Source organism: Streptomyces dengpaensis (assembly GCF_002946835.1).
Classification (GTDB): domain Bacteria; phylum Actinomycetota; class Actinomycetes; order Streptomycetales; family Streptomycetaceae; genus Streptomyces; species Streptomyces dengpaensis.
This window is the reverse complement of sequence record NZ_CP026652.1, coordinates 7,551,204-7,567,260: the sequence shown is the minus strand read 5'-3', so window position 1 is coordinate 7,567,260 and position 16,057 is coordinate 7,551,204. Positions and strand designations below refer to the sequence as shown.

16 protein-coding genes are annotated in these 16,057 nt (G+C 69.9%); 11 read left to right on the top strand and 5 right to left on the bottom strand.

Features of this window, described 5'->3' with window-relative positions:
* The 5 genes from C4B68_RS35250 to C4B68_RS35230 all read right to left on the bottom strand — a co-directional run bounded on the left by C4B68_RS35250 (position 1) and on the right by C4B68_RS35230 (position 4,456).
* Positions 1–960, bottom strand: coding sequence for a carbohydrate ABC transporter permease (locus C4B68_RS35250; RefSeq protein ID WP_099506805.1), 960 nt, complete (start codon positions 958–960; stop codon positions 1–3).
* 9 nt (positions 961–969) lie between these two features.
* The gene (locus C4B68_RS35245) at positions 970–2,247 is read right to left on the bottom strand and encodes an extracellular solute-binding protein (RefSeq protein ID WP_104880030.1); all 1,278 of its coding nucleotides are present in this window, start codon (positions 2,245–2,247) and stop codon (positions 970–972) included.
* A gap of 99 nt (positions 2,248–2,346) precedes the next feature.
* Positions 2,347–3,375 (bottom strand): LacI family DNA-binding transcriptional regulator, encoded by a 1,029-nt coding sequence (locus tag C4B68_RS35240; protein WP_099506385.1) that lies wholly within the window; start codon positions 3,373–3,375, stop codon positions 2,347–2,349.
* Positions 3,376–3,837: 462 nt separating this feature from the next.
* Positions 3,838–4,212: a fic family toxin-antitoxin system, toxin component gene (locus tag C4B68_RS35235; RefSeq protein ID WP_099506386.1), complete on the bottom strand. Its 375-nt coding sequence runs from the start codon at positions 4,210–4,212 to the stop codon at positions 3,838–3,840.
* Between the two features lie 4 nt (positions 4,213–4,216).
* A complete protein-coding gene (locus C4B68_RS35230) occupies positions 4,217–4,456 on the bottom strand; it encodes a toxin-antitoxin system antitoxin component (protein WP_028800409.1) in 240 nt (79 codons plus the stop codon).
* A gap of 144 nt (positions 4,457–4,600) precedes the next feature.
* On the opposite strand from C4B68_RS35230, the gene C4B68_RS35225 reads away from it, so the two are divergent.
* From C4B68_RS35225 to C4B68_RS35175, 11 genes are all read left to right on the top strand, one after another.
* Positions 4,601–5,503: an ABC transporter ATP-binding protein gene (locus C4B68_RS35225; protein ID WP_099506387.1), complete on the top strand. Its 903-nt coding sequence runs from the start codon at positions 4,601–4,603 to the stop codon at positions 5,501–5,503.
* Positions 5,504–5,510: 7 nt separating this feature from the next.
* Positions 5,511–8,078 (top strand): FtsX-like permease family protein, encoded by a 2,568-nt coding sequence (locus C4B68_RS35220; protein WP_099506388.1) that lies wholly within the window; start codon positions 5,511–5,513, stop codon positions 8,076–8,078.
* A gap of 76 nt (positions 8,079–8,154) precedes the next feature.
* Positions 8,155–9,045, top strand: coding sequence for an LLM class F420-dependent oxidoreductase (locus tag C4B68_RS35215; protein ID WP_099506389.1), 891 nt, complete (start codon positions 8,155–8,157; stop codon positions 9,043–9,045).
* Positions 9,046–9,097: 52 nt separating this feature from the next.
* Entirely contained in the window at positions 9,098–9,523 is a 426-nt protein-coding gene (locus C4B68_RS35210; RefSeq protein ID WP_099506390.1) for a GNAT family N-acetyltransferase, read from the top strand.
* Between the two features lie 154 nt (positions 9,524–9,677).
* A complete protein-coding gene (locus tag C4B68_RS35205) occupies positions 9,678–11,000 on the top strand; it encodes a hemolysin family protein (RefSeq protein ID WP_099506391.1) in 1,323 nt (440 codons plus the stop codon).
* Positions 10,997–12,010 (top strand): hemolysin family protein, encoded by a 1,014-nt coding sequence (locus C4B68_RS35200; protein ID WP_099506392.1) that lies wholly within the window; start codon positions 10,997–10,999, stop codon positions 12,008–12,010. The genes C4B68_RS35205 and C4B68_RS35200 overlap by 4 nt, the downstream gene beginning before the upstream one ends.
* Positions 12,011–12,425: 415 nt before the next feature.
* Entirely contained in the window at positions 12,426–13,208 is a 783-nt protein-coding gene (locus C4B68_RS35195; RefSeq protein WP_099506393.1) for an SGNH/GDSL hydrolase family protein, read from the top strand.
* Between the two features lie 34 nt (positions 13,209–13,242).
* Entirely contained in the window at positions 13,243–13,602 is a 360-nt protein-coding gene (locus tag C4B68_RS35190; protein WP_099506394.1) for a DUF4326 domain-containing protein, read from the top strand.
* 91 nt (positions 13,603–13,693) lie between these two features.
* Positions 13,694–14,326, top strand: a complete 633-nt coding sequence (locus C4B68_RS35185) for a hypothetical protein (protein ID WP_099506395.1) — start codon at positions 13,694–13,696, stop codon at positions 14,324–14,326.
* Positions 14,327–14,424: 98 nt separating this feature from the next.
* Positions 14,425–14,658, top strand: coding sequence for a ferredoxin (locus C4B68_RS35180; RefSeq protein WP_099506396.1), 234 nt, complete (start codon positions 14,425–14,427; stop codon positions 14,656–14,658).
* A complete protein-coding gene (locus C4B68_RS35175) occupies positions 14,655–16,049 on the top strand; it encodes an NAD(P)/FAD-dependent oxidoreductase (protein WP_099506397.1) in 1,395 nt (464 codons plus the stop codon). Before C4B68_RS35180 ends, C4B68_RS35175 begins: the two co-directional genes overlap by 4 nt.
* Positions 16,050–16,057 lie beyond the last annotated feature (8 nt).

The window sequence follows — 16,057 nt, the reverse complement described above, 5'->3', positions numbered from 1 at the left end:
TCAGTCCCTCTCCAAGAAGCGGCGGTAGATGAGCGAGAGCGCGGTGATCAGCACCACGAGGATCACGCCGATGGCGGCCGCCTCATCGGGATGCCCCTGCTGGAGACCCCGCTGGTACATCAGCAGGACCGGCGAGGTCGTCGCCCCGTCGGGCCCGCCGCCGCTGGTGAGCAGATAGGGCTCGGTGAACAGGTTGGCGCCGGTGATCGTGGCCAGGATCAGGACCAGCAGCGTCGCGGGGCGCACCGTGGGCACGGTGATCGACCGGAACGTCCGGAACCGGCCGGCACCGTCGAGGGCCGCCGACTCATACAGCTCGTTGGGCACGTTCTGCAGCGCCGTCAGATACAGCACCACGAAGAAGCCCAGCTGCTTCCAGGCCACGAAGACCGCCACGACCGGCATCGCCAGATGGGAGTTCACCAGCCACGAGGGGTCCGGAGCCAGCGGCCCAAGAGCCTGGTTCACCAGACCGTTGGTGTTGAACAGGAACAGCCACACACCCACGACCGCGACACTCGCCGTGATGTAGGGGATGTAGTACGCCGTCCGGAAGAAGGACCGAAACCGCAGCTTCTTGTTCAGCGCACTGGCCAGGACCAGTGAGGCCACCACCGTCAGCGGCACGTTGATGACCAGGAAGACGGCGATGTTGACGAAGGAACGCCACACGTCCGGGTCGGTGAGCACCGTCGTGTAGTTGTCCAGCCCCACGAAGGGCCGGTCGACCTGTACACCGGGAGCGGCGAAAAAGTAGTCGTGGAAGGACATCCACACGGCGAAGCCGAGCGGATACACGAAGATCGCCGCCAGGTAGAGCAGGTACGGCGAGACGAACAGCATCCCGACCGGCTGGTGCCCGCCGAGCCGCAACCGCCACGGCTGCCGGGGACCCAGCGCCCTACGCGCGGCCCCGGCGGCACGCCGGAGCCGGTGAGTGCCAGAGGTGGTGGAGGACATGGCGGCTGCTCACTGGCCTTCCGCGAGCTTGTCCACCTTGCCGGCGGCGTCCTTCAAGGTGGCAGCAAGGTCACCCTTACCGAAGATCACGGCCTTGGTGTAGGCGTCGCGGAACGTCTGCCATACCTCGACCGAGTTCGGCACGTTCGGCGCCTCGATGGTGTGCTCGGCCTGCTGCGCGAACACCTCATAGTCCTTGTGCGAAGCGAAGTAGGACGGGTAGGCGGACGTCAGGCCGGTGCGCATCGGCATCTGCCCGGTCGCCTCCAGCAGCTTGCCGTCCTGCTCCTTGCCGGTGGCGAACTTCATGACGTCCCAGGCCGTCCCGCGGTTCTTGCAGGAGGCGTACATGCCGATGGACTTCTCGTCGCTGAAGGTGCCCTTGCCGGCCGCACCGTCGGCAGTCGGCACCGGCACGGCACCCCACTCGACCTTGTCGCCGTAGACAGAGACCGCCCACGGACCCACGGTGGCCATCGCGGACTTGCCCTCACCGAAGGCGTCGCCGTTGAAACTCTCCTTCGGCGCCAGGCCGTCGGCATACATGGTCTTCCACAACTGGGCGGCCTTGATGCCCTCGGGCGAGGCGAACTGGGCCTTGCCGTCCTCGACCAGCTGCCTGCCGGTCTGCGCCGTGAACATCGGGTAGTAGTCGAACCAGGACTGGTAGAACTCCGACGTCGGAGCCGGCCAGATCGCAGCCTTGGCGGCCTTGCTGCCGACCAGCTTGCGCGACGTCTGCAGGAAGTCCTGGTAACTGGACAGCTTGGGGTGCTCCGCGTCCAGCCCGGCCTTCTTGAACAGCTCCTTGTTGTAGAAGATCATCACCGGGTTGCTCTTCCACGGCATCTGGTAGTACTTGCCGTCCGGCGACGCGTACTGGGAGAGCCTGCCGCCGACGCGCTCCTGCAGATACTTCTTGCCGTCGGGGAACTCGTCGAGCGCAACCAGGCCGCCCTGCTTCTGGAACCCGGGCACGGCCGCCGGAGCGGTGTTCAGGACCAGGCACGGCGCGTTACCTGCAGTGATCGCCGCACCGATGACCTCCTCGGAGCTCTTGCCCGCGGGGATCTCCTGCGCGCTCACCTTCTCCTTGGGATGGGAGGCGTTCCAGTCCGCCACCATCTCCTTGCCCCACGCAACTTCCTGCGCGTTGTTGGAGTACCAGATCGTGATCGGGCCACGGGCGTCATCAGCGGCGCTACCGGAGTCCGATCCGGTACCACTGCCGCACGCGGTCAATGCCACAGCCGCTGCCGGCAGCATGGCGAGGAGGGCCTTCTTCATTGGAGGTTTCCCTTCTAGCTGGGTTTGTGGTACGGCACGGCCGGTGCGTGGCTGCCCCGCCCCGTCCCGGGGGCGGAGACGCACCGGCGCGCCGCGGGGTCAGCTGTCTCCGCGGACCGGCACAGGGCCGGTGGAGCCGCGCACCACCAGGGCGGCCGGCTCCAGCTCCACGTCGGCGGTGGTGCCCGTCTCGATCAGCTCCACCAGTGCCTGGGCGGACGCCCGGCCCCAGGAGACCGGGTTCGCACGGCAGGTGGTCAGCGGAGGGCTGGTGAAGGAGGCGAGCGGGACGTCGTCGAAGCCGACCACCGACAGGTCGTCGGGCAGCCGCAGTCCGGCGTCCTGGGCGACCGCCATGCCGGCCGTGGCCGACAGGTCGTTGCCATAGACGATGGCCGTCGGCGGCGTGGGCCGTTCGAGCAGCATCCGGGTGGCCCGTGCTCCGCCCTCGGCGGTGAAGCCGCCCGGCAGTAACGTTCCCTCGGGCAGGCCGGCTTCGGCGAGTGCGTCCGTCCAGGCCTGGCGGCGGCGCCGGGCGTGCACGAACTCGTCGGGACCGGCCACGTAGGCGATGTCGCGGTGTCCCATGGCGACCAGGTGCCGTACGGCCTCGCCGACGGCGGGACGGTCGTCGAGGTTGACAGTCGGCAGGCCGGCGCCGGCCCCCGGCGCCCCCACGGCCACGGCCGGCAGGCCCAGTTCGGCGACCAGCGCCGGACGGATGTCGTCGGCGCGCAGGTCGGTGAGGAACACGCCGTCCACGCGCCGGTCAGCCGCGAGCCTGCGATAGGTGTCCACTTCGCTTCCGGGACGGCTCATCTGCAGCATCAGACCGTCGCCGGTCTCGGATATGACCGTCTCGATTCCCGCCATGAACGCGGGATAGAACGGGTCGGTGCCGATGAGCTCGGGTTCGCGGGCCAGGACCAGTCCGACGGCGCGGGCCCGGCCCGTGGACAGAGCCCGGGCGCTGGAGCTCGGCGTCCACCCCAGTTCCCTGGCCGCGGACCGGACGCGCTGCTGTGTGGCCGACGCCACGCCGGGACGGTTGTTGAGGACGAAGGAAACGGTCGCGCGGGAGACCCCGGCCAGCTTCGCCACATCCGCGATGGTGGGACGACGGGGCATGCGCGTACCGCTTTCTTCCGACGGGAGCCGTCCACGGGCCTCCCGGACGGCCGTACAGGCCTGACACCTCGCGACCGTGCGATCCGGGCACCGAGCACGGCGCCAGGACCGGGAGCGGAGGCGGGGTGCCGTGGGAGGGGCACCGGGCCGGCTTTTGAACCGGTTTAAATGGCCGACCCGCAGCTTCTGCCCCAACCTCGCGATAAGTCAAGAGCCCGGAAGGAAACTGACGGCTTTGCGATAACTGCGCACACAATTACCGTTTTGTCCGGCTGGACGCAGGCAGGTCGGCGACGACGGCGTCCGCGACAGCGGGGTCGCTACGCCAGGGTGGGCACTGCTTCCCGCACCGACCTGACTGCCCGTCAACTGGCCCACGGGAACGCGATCGCACCGGCCCGCCACCAGCAACTTCAAGACGAAAAACGCTCAATGAATGACTGAGTAGTCCTCACTGAGTGGTCACAGGCTCCACCGGCGCAGTTCCTGGGCGATCTCGTTCACCGTGGCCTCGCCGCTCTTCACCAGGCGGGCCAGATCGCGCACCTGCTCGGGAGAGATGATGACCTTGAGTCCACTGGAGACGAGATAGGCGTACGCGACGGCCGAGGCGAACATCGCGTTGGAGCGTTCGAGCGCCGGTACATGCAGCAGGAGTTGGAGCAGCGCGGCGGCGCGGGCCTGGGGGCTGTCGTAGACGGGCATGCCGAATATCTCCGCCTCGTGCCGGCTGACGGCGGCGACGAGTGCTCCCCAGTCGGTGACCTGGGGGTCTCCGGGCGTCTTCTGTTCGGCGATCATGAGGAGCCAGGCAAGGTCGACTCTGAGACTGCTCAAGGGATCAACGACGACCTTCGCGCGTGCCTTCTCGGTCCGCGCCGAATTCCTCGGCGAAGACGGACTCGTACTGCTTCATGAAATCGGCGGCGGCCTCCACGAAGGTGTGGCCCACTTCCCCGGTGTCCTGTCGGACCAGCTCTTCGATGTAACGGTTCACGCTCATCCCCCGCTCCAGGGCTCGCTCGCGTGCCGCGCGGGCCGTGCCCTCGTCCACCCGTACGTTCAGCTGAGTCTTCGCCATGCTTCGAAGCTAGCGCCGGGGTGCTAGCACCCGCAAGAGGGTCGATCCGGCCTGGTACTTCGGGAGGATACCGAGTGTGCACCGGATCACATTAGGCTCTGCCGGGACAAGGGAGTCGGGACGTCCACGACCAAGGAGGCGGCCTTGTCCACACCTGCTGCGGAGCACGCCGTCGGCCGCGCGGAGGCGGACGGAATAGCCGCCCGCGCCCGCGGCCTGACGAAGGCGTACGGCTCGGGCGAGACCACGGTGCTCGCGCTCGACTCGGTCGACGTGGACATCATGCGCGGCCGCTTCACTGCGGTCATGGGCCCATCGGGCTCCGGCAAGTCCACCCTCATGCACTGCCTGGCGGGCCTCGACACCGTTTCGGCCGGACAAGTGTGGCTGGGCGACACCGAGATCACCGGGCTGAAGGATCGTGAGCTGACCCGGCTCCGACGGGACCGGATCGGTTTCATGTTCCAGTCGTTCAACCTGATCCCGACCCTGAACGCGGCCGAGAACATCACGTTGCCCATGGACATCGCCGGTCAGAGGCCCGATCAGAAGTGGCTGGACCAGGTCATAGACACGCTCGGGCTGCGCGACCGGCTCAAGCACCGGCCCGCGCAGCTGTCCGGTGGTCAGCAGCAGCGCGTCGCCTGCGCCCGGGCGCTCGCGTCACGCCCCGAACTGATCTTCGCGGACGAGCCGACCGGCAACCTCGACTCCCGTGCGGGACTCGAAGTGCTCGGATTCCTGCGCGAGGCGGTCGACGATCTGGGTCAGACCGTCGTCATGGTCACGCACGATCCGGGCGCGGCCGCCCACTCCGACCTGGTGCTCTTCCTCGGGGACGGGCGGATCGTGGACGAGATGGAACGGCCCACGGCGGAGGCGGTGTTGGAGCGCATGAAGCGGTTCGACACGATTCGGGTGACGTTCGACGGTGGAGGCGCGGGCGCAGGGGGCGCGATTCCCGGCGAGGGCTCCGGTGCCTCCAGCGGCTCCGGTGCCATGGCTCCCGACGGCGGCTCCGGCGACGTAACCCTCGACAAGGACTGAGGCGGCCGTGCTCAAGGCGACTCTGCGGAGCTTTCTCGCGCACAAGGGGCGGCTGCTGCTCTCGGCGCTGGCCGTCGTGCTGTCTGTGGCGTTCGTCGCGGGCAGCCTCATCTTCTCCGACACGGTGACCCGCACGTTCGACCGGCTCTTCGCCTCCACTTCGGCCGATGTGACCGTGCAGCCGAGGAACGATCTCGACTCGCAGATCCCGACCGGGGCCACCGCGACCGTGCCCGCCTCGCTCGCGGAGCGGCTGGCGAAGGTCGACGGTGTCGCCGCCACGCACGTCGACGCGGCGGTGGAGAACGCCACGGTCGTCGACAGTGAGAACGAGTCGGTCGGGCCGACGACAGGCGCCCCCACCATCGTCACCAACTGGGAGGTCACCGAACGCAGTGCGGTGGAGCTGACCTCCGGCCGTGAGCCGAAGGGGGGCGGCGAGGCGCTCCTGGACGCGGACACCGCCAAGAAGAAGCACGTCAGTATCGGTGACACCCTGACGGTGCAGGCGCAGCCCGGCTCGTTCCCGGTGCGGATCGTCGGGATCGCCACCTTCACCACCACCAACCCCGGTGCCGCGCTGGTGTTCCTCGACACCCCGACCGCGCAGACCAAGCTGCTCGGCAGTGCCGAGTCCGCCACGAGCATCTCGGTGGACGCGGCGCCGGGCGTCAGTGACGCTCAGCTCAAGCAGCGCATCACCACCGAACTCGGCGCCAATCCCTACGACTTGCAGACCTCCGAAGAGCAAGCCAAGTCGGCGGCCGCCCAACTCGGCGGATTCCTGGATGTCATCAAGTACGTGATGCTCGGGTTCGCCGGAATCGCCGTGCTTGTCGGCGTCTTCCTCATCGTCAACACCTTCTCGATGCTCATCGCCCAACGCACCCGCGAACTGGGCCTGTTGCGTGCCCTCGGCGCCGACCGACGCCAGGTGCGCCGGTCCGTGCTCACCGAGGCACTACTGCTCGGTCTGGTCGGTTCGACGGTCGGACTCGCCGCGGGAATCGGGCTCGCGCTGGGGCTGATCAAGCTCATGACCGCGTTCGGCATGAACCTCAAGTCCACCGAGATGGTGCTCGGTTGGGCGACACCTGTCTCCTCGTACGCCGTCGGAGTGGGCGTCACCTTCGTCGCGGCGTATCTCCCGGCCAGGCGCGCGGCCGGCGTCTCCCCCATGGCGGCCCTCGCGGACGCCGAAGTCGCCGGTGTGGGACGGCCGTTGCGGATACGTGCCGTGGTGGGCGCGATCGTCGGCGCGGTCGGCGTCGCCGCGCTCGCTGGGTGTGCCGCGTCGTCGACGACCTCGACGGCCGCCTCCCTGCTGGGGCTTGGGGTCGTCCTGACGCTCATCGCGACGGTGATCGCGGGACCGCTTCTGGTGCGGCCGGTGATCCGGGTCCTGGGCGGCGCCTTCCCCGCGCTGTTCGGCTCGGTCGGCCGGATGAGCCAGCGCAACGCGCTGCGCAATCCACGACGGACGGGCGCCACCGCGGCCGCCCTGATGGTGGGCCTCGCGCTGGTCGGCGGGATGTCCGTGGCCAGCGCGTCCATGACCAAGTCCTTCGATCAGCAGATCGACAAGACGCTGGGCGCCGACTTCGTGATCCAGAACAGCAACTTCGTACCGTTCTCGCAGGAGCTCACCGACGAGGTGCGCGGCACGGAGGGCATCGGGCTCGTGGTCCGCCTGCGGTTGGCGACGCTCGCGGTGCGGCTGCCGGACGGCGAGCGGATCGAGACGGCGGCCGCGGCCTACGATCCGCGGCTCGACGACGTCGCCCAGGTCACTTACGCGCAGGGGAACAGCGCGGCGGCGCTCGGCGACGGGCGCATCGGCATGGATGCGAAGTTCGCCAAGGAGCACGAGGTACGCGTCGGCAGCACGATCCCCGTCGAATTCCCCGCCGGCCGGAAGACCGAGCTGACGGTGGGGGCGCTCACCGACCAGGGTGCCGCCGAGGGCTTCGGCATGCGGGGCGGGCTCTTCTTCGGCTTCGGCACGGTCGAGAAGTACCTCCCCAACGGCCAGGACTCCGTGCTGTACGTGAACGCGGCCCCGGGCACCAGCGCCGACCAGTTGCGCTCAAACCTGGAGAAGGCGCTCGAACCGTATCCGCAGGTGCAGGTCCTCGACCAGGCCGACTACAAGGATCTGATTCACGATCAGATCGCCGTGCTGCTCTACCTCGTGTACGCGCTGCTCGGCCTCGCGATCGTCATCGCGGTGCTCGGCGTCGTCAACACCCTTGCCCTGTCGGTCGTGGAACGCACCCGGGAGATCGGGCTGCTGCGCGCCATCGGGCTCGCCCGGCGCCAGCTGCGCCGGATGATCCGCCTGGAGTCGGTGGTGATCGCCGTGTTCGGCGCCGTCCTCGGTCTGGCACTGGGGATGGTCTGGGGCGTCTGTGTGCAGCAAGTGCTCGCGCTGCAGGGCATGAAGGCCTTCGCCGTCCCATGGGCGACGATCATCGCGGTCGTGGTCGGTTCCGCGGTTGTGGGCATCGTGGCGGCGCTGCTGCCGGCGCTGCGCGCGTCCCGCATGAATGTGCTGGCGGCGATCGCGCACGAGTGATTGACTCGCGTTAAGTTGATCAGCTCGCGTCAGGTTGATCGGCTCGCGCCAAGTCGCCTCCGCACAAGGAGAGTTCATGCCGCAGCCCATACGTCCCTTCCGTTTCGGCGTCAACATGCTCACCCCCGCGTCCGCCGACGAGTGGCGTGCGAAGTGCCGCCGGGCCGAGGAGCTCGGCTACGACGTGATCACGGTGGCCGACCACCTCGGCATGCCCGCCCCCTTCCCCGCCCTGGTCGCCGCCGCCGAGGCGACCGAGCGGCCCCGGCTCGGCACGTTCGTGCTCAACACGGGCTTCTGGAATCCCGCGCTGCTGGCCCGCGAGGTGGCCACCACGGACGCGCTGACGGGCGGCCGCCTCGAACTCGGGCTCGGCACCGGCTACGTACAGGCGGAACACGAGACCGCCGGGCTCCCCTGGGGTTCGCCGCGTGAGCGCGTCGACCATCTCCTGCGTACGGTCGAGGAGTTGGACCGGCTCCTCGGCTCGGACGCGTATCAGCCACAGGCCGCGCAGCGGCCTCGCGTGCCGCTGCTGATCGGAGCCAACGGCGACCGGATGCTGCGACTCAGCGCCGAGCACGCGGACATCGTCGCGTTCCCCTGCGCGCGCACCAATACGGGTGGTGCGCTGGAGCCGCTCACGGCCGACGAAATCGACGAACGGGTCGCCCTGTACCGGGAGTTCGCCGCCGGGCGAAAGGAACCCGCCGAACTCAACGTGCTGATCCAGATCGTCGACGTCACCGAGGACCGCGGTGCCGCCATTCAGCCCTGGCTGTCCCGCATTCCTCACCTGAGCGAACAGCAGGTCCTGGATCTTCCGATCGTCCTGGTGGGGACCTCGGAGCAGATCGTCGAGCAGGTGCGGGCGCAGCGGGAACGGTACGGGTTCTCGTATCTGACCGTGCTGGAGCCGAACATGGAGGCGTTCGCTCCGGTCGTCGCGGCTCTGCGCGGCGACTGATCATGACATGGCTGATCACCCCATGACCGATCAACACAGGACTGATCTGCGCATGACCGATCTGCGCATACGGGCCGCGTCGCCCGACGACCTCGACACCGTGCTGGCCTTCTGGAAGGTGGCCGCCGAGGGCACGAGCATCAGTGACGACCGGGCCGGCGTGGAGCGGCTGGTCGCCCGGGATCCCGAGGCGTTGATCCTTGCCGAATGGGAGGGAGAGCTGGTCGGCACGGTGATCGCGGGCTTCGACGGCTGGCGGTGCCATCTGTACCGGCTGGCGGTGCACCCCGAGCGGCGGCGGCTCGGCATCGGCTCGGCGCTCCTGGCCGCCGCCGAGGAACGTTTCGTACGGCTCGGGGGACGGCGCGGGGACGCGATGGTGCTCCAGCGGAACGAGACCGCGCACCACGCGTGGCGGGCCGCCGGGTACGCGCCCGAGGAGCACCGGCGCCGCTGGGTGAAGCCGCTCGGTGACTGAGCCTCCCAAGGGGTGCTTTGCCCATCCTTTACCATTGGAGGATCACTCGATCCTCCAATGAAAGGTGTGAGCGTCCGCCCATGGGCGAGCCTCCCCCTACCCGATACCGCGCGATCCCCCCGCCCCTGGCCGACCATGGGACGGAGGTGACCCGATGACCGAAGTGCTCCTCCTCCTGGTGGCGGTTCTGCTCTCACTGACCTGTGGCGCCTTCGTCGCGGCGGAGTTCTCGCTGACCACGGTCGAGCGCAGCGAGCTGGAGCGAGCCGTCGAGCGCGGTGAGCGCGGCGCGCCGGGCGCCCTCAAGGCCGTACGGAATCTGACCTTCCAGCTGTCCGGCGCCCAACTCGGCATCACCGTCACCAACCTGGTGGTCGGCATGCTCGCCGAGCCGTCCATCGCCAAGATGATCGCGGGACCGCTGGAGTCGGCCGGCCTCTCGCCCTCCGCATCGCACTCGGTGGCGCTGGTCATCGGTACGGGCCTGTCGACGGTCTTCCTGATGGTCGTCGGAGAGCTCGTGCCCAAGAACTGGGCGATCTCCTCGCCGCTCGCGGTGGCCAAGCGGGTGGCGACGCCGCAGCGCTGGTTCAGCGCCGCGTTCCGCCCGTTCATCACGCATCTCAACAACACGGCGAACCGTATCGTCCAGCGCTTCGGCCTGGAACCCGCCGAGGAGCTGGCCTCCGCGCGCGGGCCCCAGGAACTGGTGGCTCTCGCCCGGCACTCCGCCAAGGAGGGCGCCCTGGAGGCGGACACCGCCGAGCTGTTCGTGCGCACGCTGAACCTCGCCGACCTGACCGCGGAGAACGTGATGACCCCGCGCGTCCAGGTCATCGCGCTGGACGCCCAGACGACCTGCGAGGACGTGGCGAACGCGACGCGGGCGACCGGGCTTTCCCGCTTTCCCGTCTATCGCGGCAATCTCGACTCGGTGGTCGGCATCGCCCACATCAAGGACGTGCTGACCGTGCCCGCCGAGCGCCGGGCGCGGACACCCGTCCCCCAGATCATGCGCGAACCCCTGCTCGTCCCGGAGTCCCTGACCGTCGACCGGCTGCTGGACCGGCTGGGCGGCAAGCGCACCATGGCCGTGGTCATCGACGAGTACGGCGGTACGGCCGGGGTCGCGACCCTGGAGGACATCGTCGAGGAGGTCGTCGGCGAGGTCCGCGACGAGCACGACCCGCACGAGACGCCCGACCTGGCCCTGGCCGGCACGGACGACGAGGGCCGCGCTCTGTACTCGGCCGACGGTTCGGCCCGCACCGACCACCTCGCGCGCGTCGGTCTGCGGGTGCCCGACGGACCGTACGAGACGCTGGCCGGTTTCATGGCGACCGAGCTCGGCCGCATACCCGCCGTCGGGGACACCGTCGAGGTCGTCGGATGGCGGCTCGACGTGGTGGACGCCTCGGGGCGGCGGGCCGCCCGCGTGCTGCTGCACGCGCCGCGCGACCAGGAGGGGGAGCGATGATCGCCGTACAACTGTTGATCGGCTTGGCGACGCTGGTCGTGAACGCCTTCTTCGTGGGTGCCGAGTTCGCGCTGATCTCGGTGCGCCGCAGCCAGGTCGAGCCGCGGGCCGAGCAGGGCGACCGGCGGGCGCACAGCGTGCTGTGGGGTCTGGAGCACGTGTCCGCTCTTCTGGCGGCCGCGCAGCTGGGCATCACCCTGTGCACGCTGGTCCTCGGCATCGTGGCCGAGCCCGCGATCGCACACCTTCTGGAGCCGGCGTTCCACGCGGCGGGGATTCCGGAGAGCGCGGGCCACGCCGTCTCGTTCGTCATCGCGCTCACCCTGGCGACGTATCTGCACATGCTGCTCGGCGAGATGGTGCCGAAGAACGTCGCGCTCGCCGAGCCCGTCCGCACCGCGCTGCTGCTCGGCCCGCCGCTGGTGGCGCTCTCGCGTGCGCTGCGGCCGGTGATCTTCTCGGTCAACGCCTTTGCGAACGGGCTGCTCAAGCTGCTCAAAGTCCATGTGACGGGCGAGGTTTCCGCGACCTTCACCGATGACGAACTGGCCCGGCTGGTCAAGGACTCCAGCGCCGCCGGGCTCATCGACCACCGCGCCCGGGAGCGGCTGCACGACGCGCTGGAACTGGGCCGCCGGCCCGTGCGCGACGTCGTCCTCCCCCTGGAAAGCGTCGTCTACGCGCGGGTGGGCGTCACTCCGGAGGAGCTGGAACGGCTCTCCGCCGAGACCGGCTTCTCCCGCTTCCCCGTCGTGGACGAGGGCCGCCGCATCGTCGGATATCTGCACGTCAAGGACGCACTGGACGCCACGCCGCGGGACGTGCCGTTCCGGGTCGGGGACATACGGCCCATCGCACGCGTCCGGGAGAGCACTCCGATGGACGACGTACTCACCGCGATGCGACGCAGCCGCACGCACCTCGCGGCGGTGATGGGCACCGACGGACGGCTCGCGGGGCTGGTGACGATGGAGGACGTGCTGCGGGAGTTGTTCGGTCAGACGGTGTGAGCGGCTGGGGGCGGGGGTTCCGGTGCGTCCGTCCTGGGGGCGGACGGTCCGGGCAGGCCTGGGGGCAGGCGGCCCGGGCAGGCCTAGGGGCCGGCGGCCCGGCAGGCCTAGGGCAGGCGGTCCGCGTGCGACCTTCGGGCAGGCGGCCCGGGTGAGGCCTTGGAGCGGGCGGTCCGGGTGCGTGCCGCCGGGTACGGGCGGTCCGGGTGCCGCCAGGTACGGGCGGTCCCGGCGAGGCCTTCGGACGGGCAGTCCGGGGGCGGGCACGCGAGCGACGCACCCGGTGCCTGGCAGCCCGCACGAGGCACCCGGGGGCTGCCGCCCGGTCGGCATCGCGCGCCGGGCGGCCCGCCCGACCGCCGTCGGACGTCCGGCCGACTGGCGAGTATGCGCGCGGGTTACCATCTTTCCCGCCATGCAGATGAATGCCACATACACCAGCCTTGTCGCGGTCGGCGACTCCTTCACCGAGGGCATGTCGGACCTGTTGCCCGACGGCTCGTACCGCGGGTGGGCCGATCTCCTCGCGGCACGGATGGCGGAACGGACGCCTGGTTTCCGGTACGCCAATCTCGCGGTACGCGGCAAGCTCATCGGGCAGATCGTCGACGAGCAGGTGGCCACGGCGGCCGCGATGCGCCCCGACGTGATCACGCTCGTCGGCGGGCTCAACGACACCCTGCGGCCCAAGGTCGACATGGGACGCGTCCGCGGTCTCCTGGAGGAGGCCGTGGAGCGGCTGGCACCGGCCTGTAAGCAGCTGGTCCTGATGCGCAGCCCGGGCCGCAACGGCCCGGTGCTCGAACGCTTCCGGCCGCGTATGGAGGAGCTCTTCGCCTGCGTCGACGGCCTCGCGGAGCGGCATGGCGCGCTGGTGGTCGACCTGTACGGGGCACCCTCGCTCGCCGACCCCCGCCTGTGGGACGTGGACCGGCTCCACCTCACGGCCGAAGGCCACCGCCGCGTCGCCGAGGCCGTATGGCAGACGCTCGGCTACGAGCCGGAGGACGCCGACTGGCATACGCCGATGGCCCCCACGCCGCCGCCCGGCTGGGTCGCCCGCCGAACCGCCGACGCCCGCTTCGCCAAGCAGCACCTGCTGCCGTGGATCGGCCGGCGGCTGACGGGCCGCTCGTCGGGCGACGGACGCCCGGCCAAGCGGCCCGAGCTGCTGCCGTACGAGGGGCCGGTGGGCTAGCCGGTGCGGTAGACATACGGCGGAAGGGAGCCGCATGTCCACCACCGTGATCAACCTCAAGGGCCGCATCCACGACTTCGGCCCACGGCTGGAGAAGGCCCCGGCGGACCTCGTCTACATCGGCCGCCGCTGGGCCATGGGCCACTGGGACCTCCCGCAGCACCCGCTCTACAACCCGTTCGCCCCCGACACCCCCACCAAGAAGCGCGATGGCACGCGTGCCGAGGTCATGGAGAAGTACCGGGCGTATCTCCTCGAACGCCCCGAGCTCCTCGCCCAGGTGCCCGCCCTGCGCGGCAAGACGCTGGCGTGCTGGTGCGCGCCCGAACTGTGCCACGCCGACATCCTGGCGGAGATCGCGGACGGCTCCGCCCCGGGCCCTCGGCCCGCCTGAGCACTCACTCCCACGGGTGGTACCGCTGGCGCGGGCGCGCCCGTGCCTGCTTGCTGGACCGAGAGAGGCATCGGGAAGAAGGCGAGCGCCCATGGAGTCGAAGGAGGAGCGGCTGCGGACGCCGCGGGCCGCCGGCCTGGCGGGGGCGGTGTTCGCGGTACTGATGGCGTGCGCCATCGTGCTGGTGCGGATCGCCCTCCCCGCGGGGGGTGTCGCCGACGCGAAGGTCGATCCCGACATGCGGTGGGCGGTGCGTACGGCGCTGGAGATCATCCCGTTCGCAGGAATCTTCTTCCTGTGGTTCATGGGCGCCCTGCGCGCACAGGTCGGCGACGCCGAGGACAGATTCGTCGCCACCGTATTCCTGGGCAGCGGGCTGGTGTTCGTGGCCACCATGTTCGGCGCCGGTGCCGCGGCGGGCGCCGTGCTGAACGAGTCTCAGCCCTCGGGCTTCGGCAGCCACTTCGCGTACACGTTGATGACGACGTACGCGCTCCGTATGGCAGCCGTGTTCGTCTTCACGGCCTCGACCATCGGGCTCCGCCTCCGCGTCTTCCCACGGCCGCTTGCCGTCTTCGGGTACCTCGCGGGTCTTGTCCTGCTCCTCTTGGGGTCCAGTGTGCCCTGGGTCGACCTGGTCTTCCCGGCCTGGGCGCTGGTCGTCAGCATCCACATGCTCCGCGTCGCTCCGCGCGAGCCGCGCCCTTCCAGCGGCACAAGGTGAGTGGCCAGCACATCGGGCTCCCGGCGAGCGGCTCCGCGCCCTCTCGCGCATGCTGAAGAGGAGGGGGCGAGACGGGGCTACGGAAAGGCTGATCCTCGGTGAGGCTTGTCGTCGATCTCAACCGCTGCCAGGGATACGCGCAGTGCGCGTTCCTCGCTCCCGACGTTTTCGCCATGCACGGAGAAGAGTCCCTGCTCTACGACCCGCAGGTGGACGAGGAGCGGCGCGAGGAAGTGGCGCGAGCCGTCGCCGCGTGTCCCGTTCACGCCATCAGGGTGGAGATGGACGCCTGGGACGACACCCCCGGGCCTGACCGGGAGGGCGGCCGGTGAGCGGTAACGGATCCCTGGACCGGCTCAAGCGCGAAGGACGCATCGTCATCGTCGGTGCCTCGCTGGCGGGGCTGCAGGCCGCCGAGACCTTGCGCGCGGAGGGCTTCACCGGCTCCCTCACGATGATCGGGGACGAGCCGTACGAGCCGTACGACCGGCCCCCGCTGTCCAAGCAGGTCCTGCTGGGCAAAGCGACGGCGGACGGCTCCCTCCTCCCCCAGCGCCGGACGCTCGACGCGCGATGGCGCCTCGGGACCCCGGCCACCGGCCTCGACATGGCGGCCCGGCGCGTACGGCTGGCCGACGGCGACGAGGTGGAGTACGACCGGCTGCTCATCGCCACCGGTGTACGGGCCAGGCCCTGGCCCAAGGAGGAAGAGGCGGAGCTCGAAGGGGTGTTCGTCCTGCGTACCTGCGACGACGCCAAGGCGCTGGAGCACGCGCTCGCGCAGGACCCCCGCCGCGTGCTCGTCATCGGCGCCGGATTCACCGGCTCGGAGATCGCCTCCGCCTGCCGGGAGCGCGGGTTCGCGGTCACCGTGGCCGAACGGGGCTCCGCACCCCTGGTCGGAGCGCTTGGCGGAGTCATCGGCGAGGTCGCGGCCGAGCTGCAGCGCGACAACGGCGTCGACCTGCGCTGCGGCGTCATGGTGACGGGCCTGGAGGGCGACTCCGGGGGACGCGTCCGTGCCGCCCACTTCTCCGACGGCAACACCGTCGAGGTCGACGTGGTGGTCGTGTCCCTCGGCGCCCTGCGCAACACCGAATGGCTTGCCGGATCCGGACTCGGTGCGGGGCCTCGGGGCATCGCCTGTGACGCCGGGTGCCGGGCCTTCGACGTCCGGGGCATCGTGACCGACGACATCTTCGTGGCCGGCGATGTCGCACGATCGCCGCATCCCCTGTTCGGCTACCAGTTCCTGTCCCTGGAGCACTGGGGCAACGCCGTTTCCCAGGCCGAGACCGCGGCGCACAACATGGTGAGCGAGAGCTGGGACCGCCGCCCGCACATCTGGGTGCCCGCCTTCTGGTCCTCCCAGTTCCGGGTGAACATCAAGTCCGTCGGGGTGCCGTCGATGGGAACGGAGATCCTCATCGCACAGGGCTCCCGCCGCGAGCGCAAGTTCACCGCCGTATACGGGTATCAGGGGCGCGTCATCGGCGCCGTCACGTTCGACCAGGCGAAGTGGCTGCCGTTCTACGAGCGGCTGATCGAGACCACGGCGCCGTTCCCCCCGCCCTCCCCCACGGTGGACCGTCCCGTGGAGGGGCAGCAGCCGATGCCCGCGGACTTTCCCGACCCGTCCGTACCCACCCACGGTCCGACCGTCACCCTCACCGGATACGCGCCGGCCGACCGACGACTGGTCTTCACCCCTGCCCGGCACTGATCCGACGC

Coding starts and splice junctions, on each gene's coding strand:
- C4B68_RS35250 (WP_099506805.1), bottom strand. CDS start 960: ATGTCCTCCACCACCTCTGGCACTCACCGGCTCCGGCGTGCCGCCGGG.
- C4B68_RS35245 (WP_104880030.1), bottom strand. CDS start 2,247: ATGAAGAAGGCCCTCCTCGCCATGCTGCCGGCAGCGGCTGTGGCATTG.
- C4B68_RS35240 (WP_099506385.1), bottom strand. CDS start 3,375: ATGCCCCGTCGTCCCACCATCGCGGATGTGGCGAAGCTGGCCGGGGTC.
- C4B68_RS35230 (WP_028800409.1), bottom strand. CDS start 4,456: ATGGCGAAGACTCAGCTGAACGTACGGGTGGACGAGGGCACGGCCCGC.
- C4B68_RS35215 (WP_099506389.1), top strand. CDS start 8,155: ATGCCGCAGCCCATACGTCCCTTCCGTTTCGGCGTCAACATGCTCACC.
- C4B68_RS35210 (WP_099506390.1), top strand. CDS start 9,098: ATGACCGATCTGCGCATACGGGCCGCGTCGCCCGACGACCTCGACACC.
- C4B68_RS35205 (WP_099506391.1), top strand. CDS start 9,678: ATGACCGAAGTGCTCCTCCTCCTGGTGGCGGTTCTGCTCTCACTGACC.
- C4B68_RS35200 (WP_099506392.1), top strand. CDS start 10,997: ATGATCGCCGTACAACTGTTGATCGGCTTGGCGACGCTGGTCGTGAAC.
- C4B68_RS35195 (WP_099506393.1), top strand. CDS start 12,426: ATGCAGATGAATGCCACATACACCAGCCTTGTCGCGGTCGGCGACTCC.
- C4B68_RS35190 (WP_099506394.1), top strand. CDS start 13,243: ATGTCCACCACCGTGATCAACCTCAAGGGCCGCATCCACGACTTCGGC.
- C4B68_RS35185 (WP_099506395.1), top strand. CDS start 13,694: ATGGAGTCGAAGGAGGAGCGGCTGCGGACGCCGCGGGCCGCCGGCCTG.